Origin of the sequence: Aquimarina atlantica (assembly GCF_000626715.1) — a bacterium.
GTDB classification, from domain to species: Bacteria; Bacteroidota; Bacteroidia; order Flavobacteriales; family Flavobacteriaceae; genus Aquimarina; species Aquimarina atlantica.
Genome location: NZ_AQRA01000010.1, coordinates 146,013 through 165,391 on the forward strand (window position 1 = coordinate 146,013; position 19,379 = coordinate 165,391).

General features: G+C 33.5%; 4 protein-coding genes. All 4 read right to left on the reverse strand.

Features of this window, described 5'->3' with window-relative positions; translation table 11 throughout:
- Positions 1 to 198: 198 nt before the first annotated feature.
- On the reverse strand, positions 199 to 2,706 hold the full coding sequence (locus ATO12_RS21005; RefSeq protein WP_034246248.1) for an efflux RND transporter permease subunit: 2,508 nt from the start codon (positions 2,704 to 2,706) through the stop codon (positions 199 to 201).
- 409 nt (positions 2,707 to 3,115) lie between these two features.
- Positions 3,116 to 6,862, reverse strand: coding sequence for a beta-ketoacyl synthase N-terminal-like domain-containing protein (locus tag ATO12_RS21010; RefSeq protein ID WP_034246251.1), 3,747 nt, complete (start codon positions 6,860 to 6,862; stop codon positions 3,116 to 3,118).
- Between the two features lies 1 nt (position 6,863).
- Positions 6,864 to 8,618 (reverse strand): aminotransferase class III-fold pyridoxal phosphate-dependent enzyme, encoded by a 1,755-nt coding sequence (locus ATO12_RS21015; RefSeq protein WP_051575999.1) that lies wholly within the window; start codon positions 8,616 to 8,618, stop codon positions 6,864 to 6,866.
- Positions 8,619 to 8,628: 10 nt separating this feature from the next.
- Positions 8,629 to 19,179, reverse strand: coding sequence for an SDR family NAD(P)-dependent oxidoreductase (locus ATO12_RS21020; protein ID WP_034246254.1), 10,551 nt, complete (start codon positions 19,177 to 19,179; stop codon positions 8,629 to 8,631).
- Between the last annotated feature and the right edge of the window lie 200 nt (positions 19,180 to 19,379).

The following is a 19,379-nucleotide window of genomic DNA, read 5'->3' on the forward strand; positions in this document are numbered from 1 at the left end:
ACTACTACCCAATGCATATTAAATACATTTTAATATAACCATATCAAATTCAAAGGGTTAAGATATAATAGATTTTGATTTCTTTATGAAAAGTCTAAAGTGATTTTATTATATGACCAACAAACACAAAATGATTGCAAAAACGAAGAAAATATATATGCCTGTCTCGCCAACAAGCAAGTATTTTGTTTTCTCATCTTATTTGTGCATTGCCATTTTTCTTTGAAGTTTTGGTTTCCTTTTCCTTTGAAATTTTGGTTTAAACACTAAGATCAAAGCTGGCAATAGGAAAAGGTCACACATTAAAGCCGAAAAAATTGCGATGGAACCAAATTTTCCTACATTAGCGGTTCCTTCCATCGCCGAAAAAGATAATATCCCAAAGCCTAATCCTAAAATCAAACTAGTAAACGTAACAGCCTGTCCCACTTCTTTTACTGTATGGTACAAAGCTTTTTTTATATCTCCATCCTTCATTACCATATCACGATAATGACTTATAAAATGAACCGTATCATCTACAGAAATACCAACTACTACCGGAAGTAACAACAATATATCTACATCTACAGATCGCCCTGTTAACCCTAACAACCCTAAAGTTAACATTGATGGAATAAGATTAGGAATAATTGCTATCAAACCTCCTTGCATGGATCCAAAAACAAAAATCAACACTATAGTTACGACAATCAGAACCATGATAATATCCTGTAAACCATTACTTGCGATCACCTGTACAAATCTCATATTCATAGGTAACGCTCCTGTTATAGATACTTTGGTGTCGGGATATTGTTGTTTGAGTATCGTTACGGCCTCATCAATATCCTTTTGCATATTAGCATATACATCAAGGTATTTAAGAGAACCCACATTATATAATTGTACAGAAATATGTGACTTACTATAATTATCTGAAACTTGTTTTCTTCGATCTTCAGGATTTGCCAGGTTAAAAAGGAAAAGAGTTTGAGATAGAGCACTCTGGTTTTCTGGAATAGAATACATCTCTTCCCTCTCTTCATTCAATGTTTTATTGGCTTTTTTTACAACTTCTACTAGAGATGATGTCCTCACAACTACATCTTCATATTTTCTTTCTAACTTTCTTTGCAATTCATCAATTGTATTCAGTACCGATGGATTTTCAAAAGCATTGGTTTTAGACAGATCTAAAAAAATCTCCATATTCAGACTTCCCATTAGTTTTTTATCAATAATCTCTGCAGATTCTCTGTAAGGGTTGCCTTCTACAAATTGGTTGGCAATGTTTGTATCTACCTTAAGTATAGTTACACCATAAATGTTTATTCCTAAAACTAATAGAAACAACAAAATAATACTGATAGGGTTCTTTTGTACCAATGATAATACATTGCCCATTTTTTTTTGCAGGAACAGAGAAAAATTAGGTAAATATTTATTTGTTGATAATCTGAATTTCTTTTTTTGCAGTGTACTATCTCTTCCTGGTGCCCATACATCAAGTAACAAGGGCAAAAAGAAAATGGTAAGAATACAAGCAAAAGCGACCCCTGCAGCTGACATTATACCGAAAACCTGAATACGAGGAATTGGAATTAAAAAACAAGCCAGCATACCAATTATATTAGTAAACGCGGTCAATACAATTGCTTTATTAGTTGATTTAAACACTTTTTGTATGGATTCTTTTCGGTCGTTTCCCTGATTTCTGAAATATACATAGCCCGAAAATATATGTGCGGCATCACATACTCCAACAGTTAGGATCAGCATAATCGTTAGCATTAGAAAAACTGTGACTTCTACCTCTAACCAACCTGCCAAACCAATTACCCAAACAGCACTTATTATAACTATGATAAGTGACCAGGCCACAGCACTAAACGAACGAATAAAAAACCACAGTAATAATGATATTATTAATAAAAGTCCTAAATAAATAGGGCCTGCTTCATTCATAGCTATTGATTGCTGTTCATAAGCAAGAGGTGCATTTCCTACCGCATAATATTGTAAATGATTCTTATATTCAGGTTTATTAAGGATGGTATTTATTTCTTCCATCAAAGGAACCAATTCGCTTAAATCTGCTCGTTTAAAACGAACCCTTTCTTCACTTTTTTGGATTTCACTCATATCTGCAACAATCATTTCATCCATATCAATTGCATCTTCATCCCCTTCTTCTATAGCGACATCTGATTCTTCCTCTAAGCGTTCGGTACCAAAATCAGTTTGAATAAGCATTCCTCCATATTTCATATCCTTTGAAAAGAAAAGTAATGGAAAAGACTTTTGAGATAGTGCTAGTTTACGAACCTTTTCAATCTCTTCCTGTGTAGTTGGAATATTATCACCTATAAGTTTTTGAGAAACCAACACATCACCTTCAGCTTTTAAAACAGAGGCATTTACAAGGGTATTGACCTTAACAATATGTTTTAATATTGTTGAATCATCTTTATGTTTTGCATCGAGAATATCCTGACGAATTTTCTTAATTACCTCTAATGATTTTGAAGAAAACACATCTCCATCAATAGGTTTATATCCTATATAAACTCCTTCATTACTTCCAAATTCTGCTTTAAACTCATCCATTGCAATTAATACCGGATCATCATCTGGAAACCATCCTTCGATGGTCATATCAAATTTAGTTTTAGGTATTCCAAGCATTGTAAATACAGTAATAGCTATAAAAGCTAACCAGATCATCAGTCTTTTCTTTCGAACTATATTAGTAGTGTTTTCAAGAAAGTGAGTTATGGATTTAGAGATATTGACCATAGTTATGTTTTATTACATTCTTTAATAATAACCGTTTAATTATTTAATATTCTTGTAGATTATTCTTGCTTTATCATTGGGTGCTCTTCTTAGGATCTAGCTATTTGTTCTAAGTCTTCACCCAATTATCATTGGTTTCTAGGTTTTACGCTGCTATCTTCTAATACATTTTCATCAAGCCATTTATAAAAAATAAATCGATATCCTGATATCCTAAAATCTCATTTAAAACTAATATGAATGGATAAGGGTAAACAAATCATTTTTTAACAGAAAAAGTTCTCGAGACTAAACTGTACCCAGAGTAAAGCTACAGGGGGTATTTTGATGGCTTCATTTATTTTTGGGCAGATAATTTTTTGGGTATAGTTCTATTGAAAAAAGTATTAATCTTTTTAGCTATTTTTTTACTATTATCTCTGTCTATAATAGAAAAGTGATTTGCTTTAATTGAATATATATGAGCTGGTTTTTGTAATAATTCATTCCATCCATAATCTTCTGGAGCATTTTTATATACCTCTGTATAACCTTCGGTTGCTTTAATGAGTATTACATCGATCTTTGATGGCAATCCTAAAGGCTTATATGAACGGCAATTTTTATCATTGACAAGAGCTGTATTGATACTTATAGCCAATTGTTCTTTTGGAAAATTGAATCCTAAATCTTTGATATTATTATAAAAATAGTCTATTATTTTATCTTCCGGAACCTTTTTTAGCTCTTCGACATCTATGTCTAATATTTGTCCGGATGAATTTATAAAAACTGCCTTAATACCTTCTACCAAGTCATCAAAAATATCAATTGAAGGTTGCAATGGTGAAATAGTATCCAAAAGTATTAAAGAACTTACTTTTTCGTTGTTACTAAGTAATATTCTAGCCATTTCATAAGCAATTATCCCTCCATTTGAAAACCCTAATAGACGATATGGTCCCTTAGGCTTTACTTTTTTTATAGTAGCAATATTAAATTCTGCAATTTCTTTAACACTTTTAAAAGATAATGCTTTCTTTCCGAGTCCAATTGCTTCTATACCATAAAAAGGTTGTTCTTTACCCAATGCATGAACTAGATGCTGTAATGGGATCATATTTCCATCAGCTCCAGGAACAGCAAAAATAGGTTCTTTTTCTCCTTTAACATTCATTGCAACCATATTGTCAAAACCTGCAGAATTAACCTTTTCTTCTTTTAATTCTGGGGAAGAATATTGTTTGAAAAATTGTTTTTTATCCTTTGTTACAAGCAGGTTTTCTATTTTTCCTGCATAGTTGTCGACCAAATATTCTGTAAGTTTTTGTATATCTGAGTAATCAAACAAAATAGCTGGTGATATGCTTATATGAAGTAAATCGTTTATTTGAGCGATCATTGAAATTAAACCTATTGAACTCATTCCCAAATCAATAAAATTCTGATTATTTGCAATATCTAAAACAGATTTTTTGAGTTGTAAAGCTATTTCTTGTTTAAAAAATAAATCTATCTTTTCTTTTGGTTTCATAGAACTCTTTTCAGAGGCATCTTTAGACATAAAGAAAAACCATTTAGGCTGCTTTGAAGTAGTATGAAGTTTTTCTTTATCATCAGGAATAGATTCTTGCATCTTATTATCCTTTGATTGATCGTTCTTATCAAAATCAACCCAATATTTTTCTTTTTCAAAAGGGTACTCTGGTAAAGATACGGAGCACACTTCTTTATCTTTCCAAGCTATCGCCCAATCTATAGGAAGGCCACAAATCCATAATTGCGCTAATTGTTCCCATTGCGCAGTATGCAGGTTCTGCTCAATCATTGAAGACATAACACTTTGTGTTAGAGCATTGATTATTCTATTTTCTTTAATTAAATTAATGTTTCCATAAAAAACCCCTTCTTTTTCTAATGATATTTCTTTACCATTAGCCTGTTTGATCATTGTAAGTTTTTCGGATAACTCTTTATAGGATGTTGCCAAAATAGCTAATCTTTCATCCATTACCTGACGTCCTGTCTGTAGTGTATAAATCATATCACCAAAAAGCTCCTCATCGGCTGTGGATATAAAATCTATATATTTCAGAACATATTTATCCAGACTACTACGATTCTTTGCAGAAAGAATAAATAATTGTGGTTCTGTCTTGCTTTCTTTAATATCGTTAGAAACCTTCCTATTATATTCTTCCATTAGAATATGAACATTAACTCCACTATCTGAAAAGGAATTAACCCCCGCTCTTATTGGGGAACTATCTTTTCGTATTGATTCGAATGGGATATCAGAATCTGCAATATAAAGTGGATGAGATGAATCTTGAATATCAATGAATGAGCTGGTTTTGTTTTTTGATATCGTTGCCGGAAATTTTTTGTTATATAATGATAATGATAGTTTAATAAGACTAACCAATCCACTTACAGATTCAAGGTGACCTATATTTCCTTTTGCACTACCCAAAGCGCATTTCTTTTCTTTTGACTCATTATCTTTAAATACTTTTTTGATCCCTTCATATTCAAAAGAATCTCCCCATTTTGTGGCATAACCATCAACTTCAATATAATCTATCGTTTCTGGTTTTATTGAAGCTTTTTTATAACATTCTTTAATAACATCTGTAAACGACTCTACTTTAATTTCTTGTAAAAACCTGGCATTACCTCTATTTTTTTGATGACTATTCTTAATAACCCCATAGATTCTATTATTATCTCTTTCTGCCTCATCAAGTCTTTTTAAGACTACTGAAGCAGCTCCTTCTCCTCTTGTAAATCCATTAGCGTTCTCATCAAAAACAGCACAAGTCCCATTAGGTGATAACATTCCAATTTTTGATAAGGAAATATAATCTTCTGCAAATAGGTTTAAAGATACACCTCCCACAACTGCCACATCACTTTCCCTATTAAGTAAGGAGTAATACGCTCTGTTGATGGCAACCGCAGATCCTGCACAATTCATATTAATACACTCACTCGGACCTAAAAAATCAAAAACAAATGAAATTCTATTTGCCAAATAATAAGATGGACTTGAAGAAGAAAAAACTAAAAACTCTGGATCAACTCCTTTGATATTATTTTTGTTATCTCTTAGATAATTCTCATACTCTGCATATTCATAACTCATAAAAACACCAGTATTAGATCCTTTGAGTTTATCGATATCCATTCCCGCATCTTGAAATGCTTTATATACTTCCTGAATGAGCAGTCGTTCTTGAGGATCCATAAAGATTGCTTCTTCTGGTTTTATATTAAAAAAACCAGGATCAAAACATTTCACATCCTTTATCAACGCTCCCCATTTTGATATAGTTGTATTTGGTGTAGTTGATTTATTATAGAAGTCTTTCCAATTCCATCTTGACTCTGGAATTTCCTGAATACTATTCTTTTTATTAATTAAATTATTCCAAAACATCTGTGTATTTGGCGCATCAGGAAAATTACAGCTTATACCTACAATAGCAATATCATGATTTTCTTTGAAAGAAGAATCTATTTTCTGGCTTGAAATTTTAGATACCTGAGGTTTATTAATATCAATTTCTTTAAAAACATCAATATTGTTCGTTAAATCTTCATAATGATTTATTATCAGGCATTCTGCTATCTCATCAATAGATTTGAAGTTTCTGTATGAAAGATCAATAGCATATTTTTGATTGATATAATTTAATACTCTTTGAAAAGGCCTGTTTTTTTTACGTCTCTTTTTACGTAATCTATCATTAATTTCTATAGAAGGCTTTTTTAAAGATATATCAGTATCATTAGACAAATTTTTTGGTAAAGACTCTTCCTCAACGATATCTATTTCATCAATGTTTTCTTGCTTTTCATTTTTTACTTTCTCTATTATACCGGCCAAATCTCCTAGTGTATTTACTTCGGTAAACTGTGCCGGGGTAACAGAAACGCTTAATTGATTTGTTAAATTTGTCATCAATTCCATAACGATGATAGAATCCATCCCGAAAGTTTCAAGATTTGAATCGGCATCAAACTTATCCGAAGGAATTTTCAAGGTTGATGCGACTATACTTTTTACTGCATCATAAATAGTTGTTTCTTCTACTGTTTCCATACTAATACAATTCTTGTTCTTTAATCAGGTCACTAACAATAAGCTCTTTAAGCTTAGCCATTTGTTCGTCATTTATTTTCTTATCAACTTTCTTCTGAGTAGTAACTGATTCATTTTTTTTAAATGCTAGTTCATGAACTTTCTTTTCTTCTATTATCTCTTTTCTTTCTTCTTTCTTCTCATAAAAAAAACCTTCCTTAATTAGGGTTTTCAAACTATCTTTTACTCCTTCAATTATCTTTTTGATATCATTATTTGTATGCGAAGTTGTTAAAAAACAGTTCCCTTGAATATTTGTTTCAATACCATTCATTCTCATCAAAATAAACATCAATGCTTCGGTTACTCCCCAAAAACTATCCAGATACCTAAACCGAAATAATGAGCCAAAATAATCGATTGTTATTGGTAGTCTATTTTCCAAAAAGAATGCCTTGAGCTCCTCTACCATATGTTTCGTTTTATCATTTAACTCACATAAGAAGCATTTACAATTATCATTATTACACTCCTGATCTTTAGATAGTTTTCTTTTTATTTCGGATAGTACAGCATGGCATGAGGCTATTTTTAATGGGTTTTGTGAATGTGTTCCCCCCATACTGGTTCGTTTTGATTTTGGCATTGAATCATCATTAAAATTCCACATCCCTCCGTCAATCAAATCCATGTATTTTGCTGACCCTGCGATTACCCCTGTTGGTAATCCTCCTCCTACTATTTTTCCATATGTTGCTAAATCGGGTTTAATATTAAATATCCCCTGAGCACCCTTGGGGGATACCCTAAATCCTGTAATCATTTCATCAAAAATTAGTGGTATTCCCTTCTCCAAGGTCAACTTTCGTAACTCTTTAAGAAATTCAATAGGTTTATTATAAATAAATCTGGATTGTACTGGTTCTACCAAAATACCTGCGAGTTCATCAATATGGTCTTCAATTATGTCTAAAGCATTTTTATCACCATAATCTAACACAAGTATTTGTTCTGCAAATTCCTGCAACATTCCTGGACCGGCAGCAAAACTATTTCCTCCTTGGTCTTTTATTGCCATTACCGCATCAGATAATCCATGATAAGCTCCTTCAAAAAGTACTATCTTCTTTTTCTGTGTTGCAGCACGTGCTATCCTAACGGCAACCATTACAGATTCTGTTCCTGATTGTGTAAAAAGTACTCTCTCATGTCCCGTTATCTCACTAAAAAGTTTTGTTGTTTCAAATATTGCATTTGAATAACCTGCTAAGGGAATTCCCTGATCCATTGCCTTTTTTACAGCATCCAAAATGAACTTAGGCTTATGTCCAAAAATATTAACCCCCATATCACCCGATATATCGATATACTTATTTCCATCGATATCATACACATAAGCACCTTCTGCATTTTCATAAGTAATTTGAAAATGTAATTCCTTAATTTCTTTAATTAAATGAAATGCTCTTCTTTGGTCAACAAAATATGATTGGTGTTCAATCACATTATTTTTTGATTTTGGAACAAAGTTTTCATAATCTAAAGCCAGTTTTTTTATAAACTCCCTTTGCTTATCACTTAAATCTCTTTGATCAAGTGGAGTTAGTGTTTTTTTTATAGTATAATCCTTCTTATTACCTGTTGATAATTGATATCTAAGTTTGGATATCAATTCTTTTTGTTCAAACTCCTGTAAATTTTTAAAACTTTGAATTGCTTCCTTCTCATCAATTTCTTTTGAAACAATTTTTTCGAATATATTATCAATTACTGTCATTGTATTTTCTTTAGTATAAATCTTTTAACAATTGATTAAAACTAGTTTCGGAATTTTCTGTCTCGGCATATTCTTGTTCCCTCGTATCACCATTATGGATTGCATTTATAAGCATTTCAAAATCTTTATAAGTATTTTTCTTTGTCTGCTTGTATAAAGTACTGTCGAATGCCAGAGATTTCATTTTAACACATACCTCACCAGACTTATCGGTAAGATCAATATCTACGTTCACTATATCATCTTCCTGTTTACTTCCTTTTGAATATCGTACCCAGGCATATAATTCTTTTTGGCAAGGAGAAAATAATTTCACAGATCCTATTTCAAACGGTAATATGGGTTGATTTAATTTCGAATCCAGATCGGTCAATAAACCGATTGCTAATTGTAACGAACTCTCAATAAGACTTGGATGAAGAGCATAGTTTTTATAATCATCGGTTATAGTTTCTGGTAAACTTAATTGGGCCAGAATTTGATCTTCTCCCTTGTAAAAGTTTTTTATTCCTTTAAAAGAAGGGCCATAACTCATATCCATTTGCTTTAAAACCTGATAAAGTTCTTCTGGATTAATGGCTTGTGTTGTAAAATGAGTTTTGAGTTGTACTATATCAATGTTTGTTGAATTTTGATTTGCTAGAATCACAACTTCTCCCTCACAATGGATGATTTCTTTTTCTCCTTCTATACTATAAATCTCATAGTCAACTCCTTTATCATTATTTTCAACGAGTGATATATTGACTTCTTTGTTATCTTTAATAGTAAGTAGATTTACACAAAAGGTATTTCGTAATTCCAGAGTTGTAGATTCATTAAGATCTGGCATTGCATTTTTTACAGCTACATAGGCCATTTCTAAACAGGCGGTAAAAGGCATTACATTTTGCTGTTGTATTTTATGATCTTTTATAAAAAATTCTTTACCACTGAAAGTAGAAGTATAACACTGCTGACTTAGTGTAGAGGAATTATAATGTAACAATGGATGAAGTTTTTCAAATTCTCCTGCGGATTTCAATTTTTCACTATCTACCAAATTAAACCAGTATCTCTCACGAGCAAAAGGATATGTTGGCAAGCTAATACGTCTTGGTTTTACTTGTTTATAAAGCTGTGCCCAATCTATATGAATACCCATTACCCAAGCTTCGGTTAACCTAGAATAATTCTTATCATTAATGTATTTATCTATCTGCGTTTCTGAGAAATCATTTTTTTCTGTGGAGTCTATAACAGCTGCACTATTTTGTTTAACTCTATCATAGAAAATATCTTCTATGTTTTCTTTTTGACTTAGGTAGTCCGAAAGTTTCTCTTTCAGTTCTTCAATCGAATTTACCACCAATCCCAATCGTTCATCCATCTCATCTCTTCCCACCTGAAGTGTAAAAGCAAGATTAGTAAGATTAATATCATGTTTTTCTACATGATTATATAATAATTGAGTGTATGCTTTAAGTCGATCTTCAGTCTTTGCTGAAAGTACAATAATATGTGGTTCATCTAATTGAATTTGAGAATGATCTTCTTCCTGAATATATTCTTCTAAAACGATATGTGAATTTGCACCTCCAAAACCAAACGAACTTACTCCTGCTCTTCTTGGTAAAGTATTATCCTGATCATCCTTTATAACCTCCCAATTTTGTGTTTTATCTACAATGTAGAGTGGACTATCTTTAAGATTGATATATGGATTGAGTTCTTCAAAATGAAGTGTTGCTGGTATTTTTTTATGTTTAAGAGATAACAGTACTTTAAGTACTCCTGCTATTCCAGCTGCTGTTTCTAGGTGACCGATATTAGTCTTTACAGAAGACAAACCACAGTGAGGAGTTTTTGCAGGAGCTTTATTATGTTTTTTATATAATTCTGAAAAGGTTTTATTTAACGCCTGAATTTCAATAGGGTCTCCCAAACTGGTACCAGTACCGTGACATTCGATATATCCAACTGTCGAGGGATCAATATGAGCCTTTTGATAAGCTTCTACAAGTAAATCGGTTTGAGCAACGGGATTAGGTGCTGTAAGCATGGTAACCTTTCCTCCGTGATTTTCGGTAGTTGCTTTAATAACAGCATAAATATGATCTCTATCGGCTTCTGCTTTATCCAGAGGTTTAAGAAATATAGCTCCAGAACCTTCTCCTCTTACATATCCATTTGCACTCTTGTCAAAAGTTTTGCATTTACCATCACCACTTAACATACCAGCCATTCCGAATGAAATATAGGCAGCAGGAGTGAGCATTAACTGTACTCCTCCAACTATTGCCATATCAGAACTCCCAGTATGTATGGATTCTATTGCTCTATGAACTGCAATCAAAGAACTGGAGCATGCTGTATCAAGTGGAGCACTTGGCCCTCGAAGATTTAATAGAAAAGAAACCCGGTTAACCAATACAGAGTGTGAATTTCCCGAAGCGGTATATCCGTCAAGCGGAATTTGATTATCTACTAATGAATCTGCATAATCTCTTGTTGCTACTCCAACAAATAATCCTGTTTTAGTACCCGATAGATCAGAAACTTTATGTCCAGAATCTTCAATAGCTTTCCATACTGTTTCTAAAAATATTCGCTGTTGTGGGTCCATCATTTCGGCTTCCCTGGGAGAAATTCCAAAAAATGAAGGATCGAATTTATCCACGTCACTCATAAAACCTCCCCATTTAGAATTGGTTTTATTTTTCTCTCTAAAAGGATCTCCATCATAGTCTTCCCAATTCCATCGATCTTCAGGAATCACAGTGATTAAGTTCTTTTCATTCTCAAGGTTTTCCCAGAATTCTTCCAGGTTTTCTGATCCTGGCATAACTCCACTCATACCAACTATTGCAATGGGTTGATCTATAAAACGGCTTTCTGTAGATAATGCTTCTCCTGGGGATTGAGATTGCTGATCTAATGCACTTGCATTCCATCCTTTATTAATGCTTAATATGCCTTTCTCTGCATCCGAATATTCCTCTTTTCTTTTTGCCGGCTGACTAGCTTCTTTCTTGATATCAGAGGTAGAAGTACCTCCTGAAACTTCATGAGTTTTCTGTACTTCATTTTTATGTTCTCTAGAGAGGAATGTTGCTATTTCCTTAATTGATGGATATTCAAAAAAGAGTACCGGAGTTATATCTAATTCATAAAGTTCGTTGATTCTGTTTGCATAGGTTGTTAAACCTATAGAATCAAACCCTAAATCCAATAATATCTTATCGTACGAAATGTCTTCTGGATCCAGTTTCAACATCTCCATAACAATTTTAGATAGTGCGTCCCGAACTACTATAAATAATTCTTTATCTGCTTGTTGATCCACCTGTACTTCAGAGTCAGTAGAAGTTTTAGAGTCTGTTGCTACAGCTTCCGGGGTTTCCTTTTCCTTAATACCCCAGGCTCGTTCTATTTTTTCCTGTACTCCTTCTAATACAACAAATTGTGCTTTTCTGGTATGAAGTCCTTTTTCAAATGCTTCCAGGCCAGTTTTTATACTTAAAGGTTTTATCCCCAGATTCTTTTTAAAGAAAATTTCAGTTTGTTCATCCAACTTCATTCCTCCATCTGCCCATAAAGACCAGTTAAGACTTAACGTTACTCCTGATCTTTCTCCTTTTTCTTGTAACAACTTACGTTTTTCTGCAAAGGAATCCATAAAGTGATTTGCGAACGAATAATCACACTGCCCTGCATTTCCTCCTACTGCTGCCAGGGATGAAAACGTTACAAAAAAGTCCAGGTCTTCATCTTTGGTTATTCTATCCAAATAAAGTGTCCCGTATACTTTTGGAGCAAAAACCGCTTCCATTTCTTCGCGCGTTTTACTCCTTACGTACGAATCTCTTAAAACACCTGCACTATGAATAATTCCGTTAATTTTCCCGAACTTCGATTTTGCTTTCTTAACCAGGTTCTCGACATCTTTAGCTATCGAAACATCTGCCGGTATATACATTACTTCTGCACCAACCTCACTTAATCTATCTAATTTTGTTTGACGTTCGCCCGAGAGTTTTGATCTTCCGGTAAGTACTAACCGTGCTTTACATTGAGCAGCTAAATATTCTGCAAATATAAGTCCCAATCCTCCTGCGCCACCAGTAATAATATATACGCCTTTTTCTTTTAGCCCAAAGCTATCAGTCCTATCTGAATCTTGATCCTGAAGTAAGGAAAATTCTTTTACTTTTCTGACATATCGCTCTTCTTCCTGATAGCGAATAGTCATTTCATTAGAATTATCAGAATGCAATTCGGTTAAAACTATATCCAGAATTTTATCGTAAGATTTTTTTGACTGCTGGATTTCCAGAATTTTGCAATACAATTTTGGATGCTCCATCTGAAGGGTTTTGGCAAAGCCATTTATCGCTTCATGATGTGGTTGGGAAGTGCCTATTTGTCCTAAATACAGATATAACAATTGAACATTATCTAGTTTTTGCTCTATCAAAGATTGGCAGAGCATAAGGAATGAATAAATTCCATTATCAAAAGATTTCTGAATAAAACCTTCTTCATATTCATCATCATCTTTTAATTCATCACCTATCGGCCAGGCAAAACATATATTTTTGATGATATCTTTATTCAAAGCTTCAAAAAGCTTTTTAAAATCTGCTGGGTTTTGCGGATTGATCTTATATTTATGGCTTCCTAATTTCTTAAACTTATCTCCAGGTTCGATCAGTATAATATCTTCATTCTTTTTATAACGATCTTTATAAACCTTTTGGAGTTTTTCATCCGGGCTAAAAAGTAAAATAGGCCCTGATTCATTAGATAATACTTTTTCTTGTTCTAATAGAGATTTCTTCCATTCATGAGAGTAATATAACTTTGAATACTCCTCTTCTTCTTTAGTTTGATCTGGTTTTTCGTGAACACTAACCAGTGGAACTCCTATAGACTCTCTAATTTTCACAAGTATCATTCCGTCTTCATCCACAATAAAAACATTCACTTTGGAAACCTTGGACCCTGGTTCATCTACTTTTTTGACATAACTAAAACATTTTGGTTTCAGCGGTTGTAAAACTTCGACTTCGCCTATTGAGTATGGTACAAACATTTCTCCTGTTTGCTCTCCTAATTGTGCTGCCATTCCTGCTTGAAAAGAACCATCTACAAGTGAAGGGTGGAGCAAGTAATCATTAAAATCATTATTTCGGATCTCTGGAATAAGGAGTTCTCCTAGTATTTCATCATCGTTTTTGAAAATATCCTGAAGCACTTGAAAACTAGGTCCTAAATCTAATCCTAATGATTTAAAAAGTGGATATGCTTCCTTTCCGTCGGTAACTTTTACACATCTTGTACGAATCTCTTCTAAATCAATATATTCGGGTTCTGCGGTAAGCTCCTCATGAGTTGCATATATAAGTTTTCCTTGCGAATATATTTGCTTTGTATTATTCTCTTCTTCACTAAATACTTCAAAATGTACTAATCCTCCGTTAGGCTTTAGTTCTATACATACTTCTTTGGGAACCGAATCAACTACAGTAAGGGGACTTAACCAGAGAATATTTTTAATTATTTGAACTTTTCTTCCGGTTGCCAGTTCTCCTGCTTTACGTGCAAAATCCAAATAAGCAACACCAGGTAGCGTAGGAATTTCAGATACCAAGTGATCGTATATAAAGAAATCCTTATCATGAAAGGTTTTTTTGAAGACCTGTCTTTCGAATGTTGATTCATTAGAATCGATTAGCGGATGAAGAGCAGTGGTTGAATGCAAGCTAAGGTTGGATGATTTTGAAGTATCAGAAATCCAGTGTCTCTTATCTGCAAAAGGATAAGTTGGTAAAGAAATCTTTGCTCCTGCTTCTAGAGCTTGTATTCCTTGCCAATCTGCAAGAAATCCAACACTCCATAGCTGCGCTAACTTACTTAGATCTCCACTTTGCGACAGGAACTTAATAAATTCTTCTTTTTCTTTACGGTTTAGTAATCGTGTAATATTTTGACTATTTTTTACCTCTCCGGTAAGCATCGCATTATCTTGCTTACCATCAATAAATAAAGTAAGTTTTTGAACTAGTTCTTGTTTTGTTTTTGCAATTATAACCAAGCGATGATCAAAAGATTTTCTTCCTATTTGTAACGTATGCGCAATATCTTTACAAGTAAGTAGTTTTTCTCCTGACAAATCATCCTGAAGGTATGTAGATAAGCGTATTGCTGTTTCGCGAAGTTGATTTTCATTTCTAGCTGAAAGCGGAAAAATATACTCCTTAAATTTTGAAGATGGTGTTTTTTCTTCTTCAATCGGAGTTACATATTCTTCAATGATAACATGTGCATTGGCTCCACCAGCACCAAAAGAACTAATACCAGCTCGAAGTGGATACTGAACACCTTCGATTGTCTTAGGTTTCCATTCTTTAACCGTTTGTTCTACATAAAATGGAGAATTTTTAAAATCGATAAAAGGATTTAACTCAGAAGAGTGAAGGGAAGGAACTAGTTTTTTATATTTCATTTGCAAGAGCACCTTATGCAATCCTACAATACCAGCTGCAGCTTCAAGGTGTCCGATATTGGTTTTTACTGAACCTATAGAACACTCCTGTTTGTCTACATTATATTCCTGAAAGGCAGCAGTTAAACCAGAAATCTCGATAGGATCTCCCAATTCGGTTCCTGTTCCGTGTGCTTCGACATAACCAATACTACGAGCGTCGATTTTACCGCTTTCTAATGCGGTAGTAACTACCTGCGCCTGTGATTTAGGGCTGGGGACCATAAATCCACTTGTTTTTCCTCCGTGATTAACGGCAATACCTTTGATCACTCCGTACACATGGTCACCATCCTTTATTGCCTTATCAAGAGGTTTAATATAAACTGCACCTACACCTTCGCCAGCCACATATCCGTTGGCCCCTTTACCAAAGGTACGACATACACCATCTGCTGAAAGTGCACCACCACTTTTGTTAATGTCTATTTTACTTTGATGTGCGTCAAGATTAACTCCTCCCACAATGGCACCAGAGCATTCGCCTTTATAAATTGCTTCACAAGCCAGGTATAGTGCACTTAGACTTGAGGAACAAGCCGTGTCTATAGGCAAACTCGGACCAGATAGGTTAAAAGCGTACGATACCCGATTAGCAATACCCCATAAATGTGAACTGGGGCTAACAAAATTCCCCTGTAGCTTTTCTTCTGTACCGATTACCTGATAAAGTGTCCATACAGCTCCTACATAAACTCCTATATTTCGAGAAGCATTGTCATCTACTAATGTTTCTGGATAATAACCAGCGTCTTCGATAGCTTCCCAGGCTACTTCAAGAAAAAGTCTTTCCTGTGGATCAAGATATTCAGCTTCTCTAGGAGAGATATTAAAAAAAAGTGAATCAAACTTGTCTATATCATCGATGAAGCCACCTCGATATTTTTCTGAAAACTTATTATGAAGACGTTGTCCAAAACGAACGTCTGGTATATCCTCGACACAATCTTTTCCTTGAACCAGATTATTCCAGAATTCGTTCATATTTTTGGCCTTAGGATAACGGCCGGCTATCCCAACAATAGCAATATCGCCCGTTTGGTATGGCTTATCATTTTGTATATTCTGATTTGCCCCGGTTTCTTTTACTTTAATATCTGAATCAGTTTGGGTAGATTTTCCTGTGCTTTCTGTAATAGAGAAATTATTATCGTTATCTATTGAAGAGGTTTCAGAATTGAGTGTTTTTGAAACTACTTTTCCAGAAGTATTATGATACTTTTTGAGGTTGAAATTGGTATGTATATTACCAAATGTTTCTGATTGATTGTCTTTGGGTAAAATCTCAGGAATATTAGTCTTTTTCTGAAAAGCTTTAATAAGCCTATTAGCGATTTCCTCTATTTTTTCCTGTTTTAAGCCCACAGGTATAGCCAGACGTACCAGATTATTAATTTCTGTATCTTTTTGCATTCCTACATTATGAGCTCCTGCACGAATCCCTGTATTTAAATATAACCAGGATACAAATGATGCAACCGGGTATTCAAATAATTCAAATTCAGGAATTTGTTTAACATCAATTAATATACAGTGCCCCAATGCTGGTTGCACAACAGGAATTCCTTGTTGTTTTAAAACCCTCCAGATTGTCTGTACAGATTGTAGTCTATTGCGAACCCAAGCCTCTATCTTATTTCTGTTATGAAAGGATAATCCAATAACTTTTTTATCGATTACATCAAGTCCAATGCTTTCTTCCTGAATAAAGTTTTGAATTTTATTGTAAAGTTCAACATCATTGGTACCTATCAATCCTCCTTTATCTACGCAAAAATTCTTAGCCAGACTTGCAATTATTGCATCTGCATAAGAGACCATTTCCCGTACTACATCCCATACATTCTTCCCAATAAATTCGTTTTCATGTTCCAGGATAAATAATGCATTTTCTACAATTCTTGTGGTATCAAAAACAAGAGGAATAGCATATTCTGAAAGGAAGGTTTTGACTTGTTTGAGATGTTGTAAAGACACTGGTGCTCCTCCGGCAGCATTATCATTCATTTCGATAAAAACAAAAGCTATCGACTCTGGGTCTTCTTCTACTTGTTTTTTAAGAGCTTCCCAATTTAGGTTTCCTTTATATTGGTCTTCAGCATCTAACTTGTATACCCCTGGATGTGGTAACTCTATTGGTGTAAATCCGTTTTCGATCTGATTAAAAATCATGGTAGGAAAAAGCAGGTTCTGAAGTACTTTTCCTTTTTTAGGCCATGATTTACAAAAAGCACGTTCTGCAGTACGGCCTGCAGTGGTTAACGTAAAATAAGAAAAAGGAAATATATTTTTTAAACTCTCGACAAGATCGACCGGTTGTTGTAACTGTGTATATAAAAAGCTTAACTGATTTTGAATAACAGGTAGCTCTAATTGGGCCCACGAATCGGTTTTCAGATCAAATGTAACCTGATCACCTGGTATGTTTAAAGGATTATAACCATAATCCGATAGCATAATAGATCGCTCTTCTCCTTCAATCACCACTTTATGTTTCTCTACTTGTGGGTTTTCTTTTACTTGCTTAAACTCTCCATTTGAATTTGATGTATTTTGCCTTGCTGTTTTTGACTCTAATGCAACGGTTTGCTTATCTAATTTGGTGAACGTATGATTTTCTTCGTCTGAAGTTTGCATTTTCATCGGATCTGCAATCATCATAATAATATCGGTTACATTATCAGGATTGCTTCCTACGGGTCTGGAAAGAAATACAGTATTATGTTCTGGCCTGAATTTATTTTTGAATTGCAAATTTCCTTCATCATTAAAAATATTTTGCCCGCGCAGATAATCTAGTGTTTTATCTAATTCTGGATCTGCATTCGATGAAGAGTTTAGTTTGCAACCATATGTACCTCCTAAACTTAAAGTAGTATACTCTTCGGCTTTTAAAGTTTTGATAATCTCTACAATTGCATATTCTAATCCTCCCAGAGGCATACTCTTTGGGTAGAACTCTAAATCCATTAAATATCCATTCTCTTCTGATGACAATTTTGAGATAAGGATTACATTCTGCAGGACATCATCAAGATATGTTAGAAAAAGTCTGTGTTCTGCACTTAAGTTACCAGATAAAATTTCTTCTTTAACTATATGAATGAGCGGGTTAACCATTGTTCTTGGTGCACACCATTCATCAATAATTTGGGTAATATTTTTGTCTACTTTTTTATCAGAACCATTTTGATACTCTTCAATTCTACATTTTCCTGCTCTTTCAAACTTTGATACCTGATATCGTAAACGACGCATCTTGCTTCCTTGAAGCGTGAAATCTTTTATATTTACCCTTGACAAAACGCCAAAAGGAGTAGCTGTAAATAAAACCCCTCTTATCGATTCTACTTGATCGACCGTGAAAAGATTGAGTTCAAAATTATTGTTGATACAGTATTGATATATTTCTTCTGTTATAACAGATAGATAATCTTTGGCTCCTGTATAGCTATATACTAATATGATATCCTTATAACGACTATAATTAAAGTACCCTTTTTTTTCTGCCCCAATAAAAAGATTAGGAGCTATATTTCTTGTTCCTCTTGATGCAGAGCCTTCATTCTTATATTGGTTAAATAGTTTTTCTACCAGCTTTAGTAATTCTGGGTGTTTATTAGCTTCTTTTTCTAATATAAGAACAGGAGTTTCTTCCTTATTCACATCATAACGATTATCAAATATTTCTGTAATTTCTTCGGTTGAATTTGATGATTCTTCATTAGAGTATACAGCTCGATCATTACCTTCCTTTTCTTGCTTAAATTTCTCTCTTAGTATTCCTTCATGCTTATCAACGAAATAATAACTTAGATCACCGATATTGAAATTTTCAAAAAGTAAAGTCTTTGGTAAAGTTCCGAATTCTTCTTCTAATTTTTTGATAATCTGCAGAATACGAAATGAATCGATTCCTAACTCTTGAAATGGAGTAGATACACAATTATCTCCAATTGGTACTTGACTAAATTGAGATATAAGAGACTTAAGATAAGACTCTGTTGATTCTAATAGTATTTCTTTATCTATCATTTTCTTGTGTAGTAACTATGAAAAAGTATCTGAATAGTTAATGTTTTTTAAATTTTTGTAGTATAGTAACTACATAAAATCGATAAATATCTCTGATACTTCTTATAAAAATTTATTAAGACCTGCTCGTTCCATTTCCCTAGCTTAAAATTGCTTTTTCGTGTTTTATAAATTTAATTTTAAAGACACGAGGTGTGGAT